At 43.5% G+C, this 2,096-nt stretch carries 2 protein-coding genes and 1 pseudogene; 2 read left to right on the top strand and 1 reads right to left on the bottom strand.

Annotated features, from left to right (window positions below; genetic code table 11):
* Nucleotides 1–481, bottom strand: a 481-nt coding sequence (locus tag RH89_RS14560) for a M20/M25/M40 family metallo-hydrolase (RefSeq protein ID WP_004403383.1), incomplete at its 3' end; no start/stop codon positions are given.
* Between the two features lie 175 nt (nucleotides 482–656).
* On the opposite strand from RH89_RS14560, the gene RH89_RS14555 reads away from it, so the two are divergent.
* Nucleotides 657–1,325 (top strand): SH3 domain-containing protein, encoded by a 669-nt coding sequence (locus tag RH89_RS14555; RefSeq protein WP_004403381.1) that lies wholly within the window; start codon nucleotides 657–659, stop codon nucleotides 1,323–1,325.
* 224 nt (nucleotides 1,326–1,549) lie between these two features.
* A pseudogene (locus RH89_RS14550) lies at nucleotides 1,550–2,096 on the top strand (4-hydroxyphenylpyruvate dioxygenase); the annotation flags it as partial.

The raw sequence follows: 2,096 nt of genomic DNA, 5'->3' as shown, positions 1-2,096 counted from the left end.
CAATCGCACTATCCGATTCGATAACGCTCATATCGAACTGACGTGAACCATGCAGACCGCCTTCTTCATGAACAGTAAAGGCTACCTCGATAGTCTGGTGATCCAGATGATTTTCCTGAATGGTGCGAACCGCTTCGATCAGTGCAGCAATACCCGACTTATCATCACCACCTAAAATGGTGTCACCTGCTGAGCGAATAACCCCATCTTCAAGAATCGGAACAATACCGTTTCCGGGTGTTACCGTATCAAGGTGGGCGCTTATAAGAACGCTGCTTTCCAGTTTCCCAGCAAGCTTGCCATAAACATTAAAACCGTTTGAAATGTCTTCTGTAACGGGAAGCTTTTTTACTTCAAAGCCCAATTGCCCCAGTTGCTCTGAAACTTCTTCTGCCATCTGTTTTTCATAGCGGGATTCACTGTCGATTTTGACCAGTGACATGAAGTGTTCGATAAGCCTTTGTTGATTTACTTTTGACATAAGACCTCTGTATGAGTAGGTATGGACGTAAAACGAGCGAAGCAATCGCACGCTACATCACGGAAGTACAAGCACATTACATGAAACCTCTCTTTTTTAAGGCTGAGCCAGATCAATATCACGCTCGAAATTTCATAGCTGCTAAGATTAAGAGAACCAATCAGGATGGTATTGAATGAAAAAGCTTCTGTTGTTATTGATTTTATTGGGTTTGGGCGGAGGTGGTGCATACTACTATTTCGTCATGATGCCTCAAATGGCTATGGTAGCCGGCTCGGACGGCAAGGTTATAGAGCCAGACCAGCAAGCAGAAAAGCCTATGATGGAGCTTGAAGAAAAGAAGAATGTGGCGACCATTGAATTAGGTGAATACTACGTCACTTCAAGCCGCCTTAACGTTCGAAGGGAACCTGGCACCAATGCTCCGATTTCACGAGTTCTTGATATTGGCGATAAGGTAAACGTGCTGGAATCTAATCAGGGCTGGGCTCGCATCTCAGAGTATTACGAATTTGGCGATGGCAACTTTGCTCAGTGGGTTTCTGAACAGTTTCTTTCATCCTCCATACCTGAGAATTTGGCAACAGTTCGTTCAGGAAGACTCGAAATCGCCATCAAACATTCAGACAACTTTGTCACGCACCGAAATTTGTTCCTAAAAGTGTCTCAGGCTTTGATCGACGATGGTGTCTGCTCCAATGGCGATTTCAAAGAAATGCGCGGCTGGCTTAAATCTGTGGACTATCAACCAAGAGATGTGTACTACACCTACTGTGGTGGCATTGAACGAGAGAACAAAATTTATCTTGATGCCGAAAGTGGTGAAGTTATGGATGTTAATTAAATGTAACACCCATTCTTATTGTTGGGCAGTAAAATTTACGGCCAGGAAATGCCCGTAACATGCTTTATTTTCATACATTTTTTGTCAATGTGATGCGCTGTAAATTTATCTGTACAGATTTTAATCTTTTTGCCAATTTTATCATTTCATTAACATCTATTTCCACCCGATAAAAAATCATCCATGTTGTATTTAAACGTGAACATACAACGGAGGATAGGGCTATGGATATTTCATACAACCCGCTAGGTACAGATGGATTTGAGTTTGTTGAATACACAGCCGCAGATAACAAAGGGATTCAGGATTTAAAAGATCTCTTCTCGTCTTTAGGTTTTGCAGAAGTGGCAAAACACCGTTCAAAAGAAGCCTGGTTGTATCGCCAAGGCGACATTAACTTCATCGTCAATGCTCAGCCTCATAGTCAGGCTGAAAAGTTCGCAGCCGAACACGGTCCTTCAGTTTGCGGCATGGCCTTTAGAGTCGAGGATTCAGCACAGGCTCTGGCTCATGCACTTGAGAATGGCGGCAAGCAGTACGTAACCCAAATTGGTCCAATGGAGCTCAGCATTCCTGCGATTTATGGCATTGGAGAAAGTTTGCTCTATTTTGTCGACCGATACGGCACAAGCGAGATCTACGATGTTGATTTCACCTTCTATGAAGATGCAGCACAAAGGCTGGCTAACAAAGACGTCGGTTTGAATGTGATTGATCATCTTACTCATAACGTGCGTCAGGGCAACATGGATGTGTGGTCTGGGTATTTTA

This window comes from Vibrio nigripulchritudo ATCC 27043 (genome assembly GCF_000222685.1).
In the GTDB taxonomy this organism is placed as follows: domain Bacteria; phylum Pseudomonadota; class Gammaproteobacteria; order Enterobacterales; family Vibrionaceae; genus Vibrio; species Vibrio nigripulchritudo.
The sequence above is the reverse complement of the archived record's forward strand: the minus strand, read 5'-3'. Positions and strand labels throughout refer to the sequence as shown.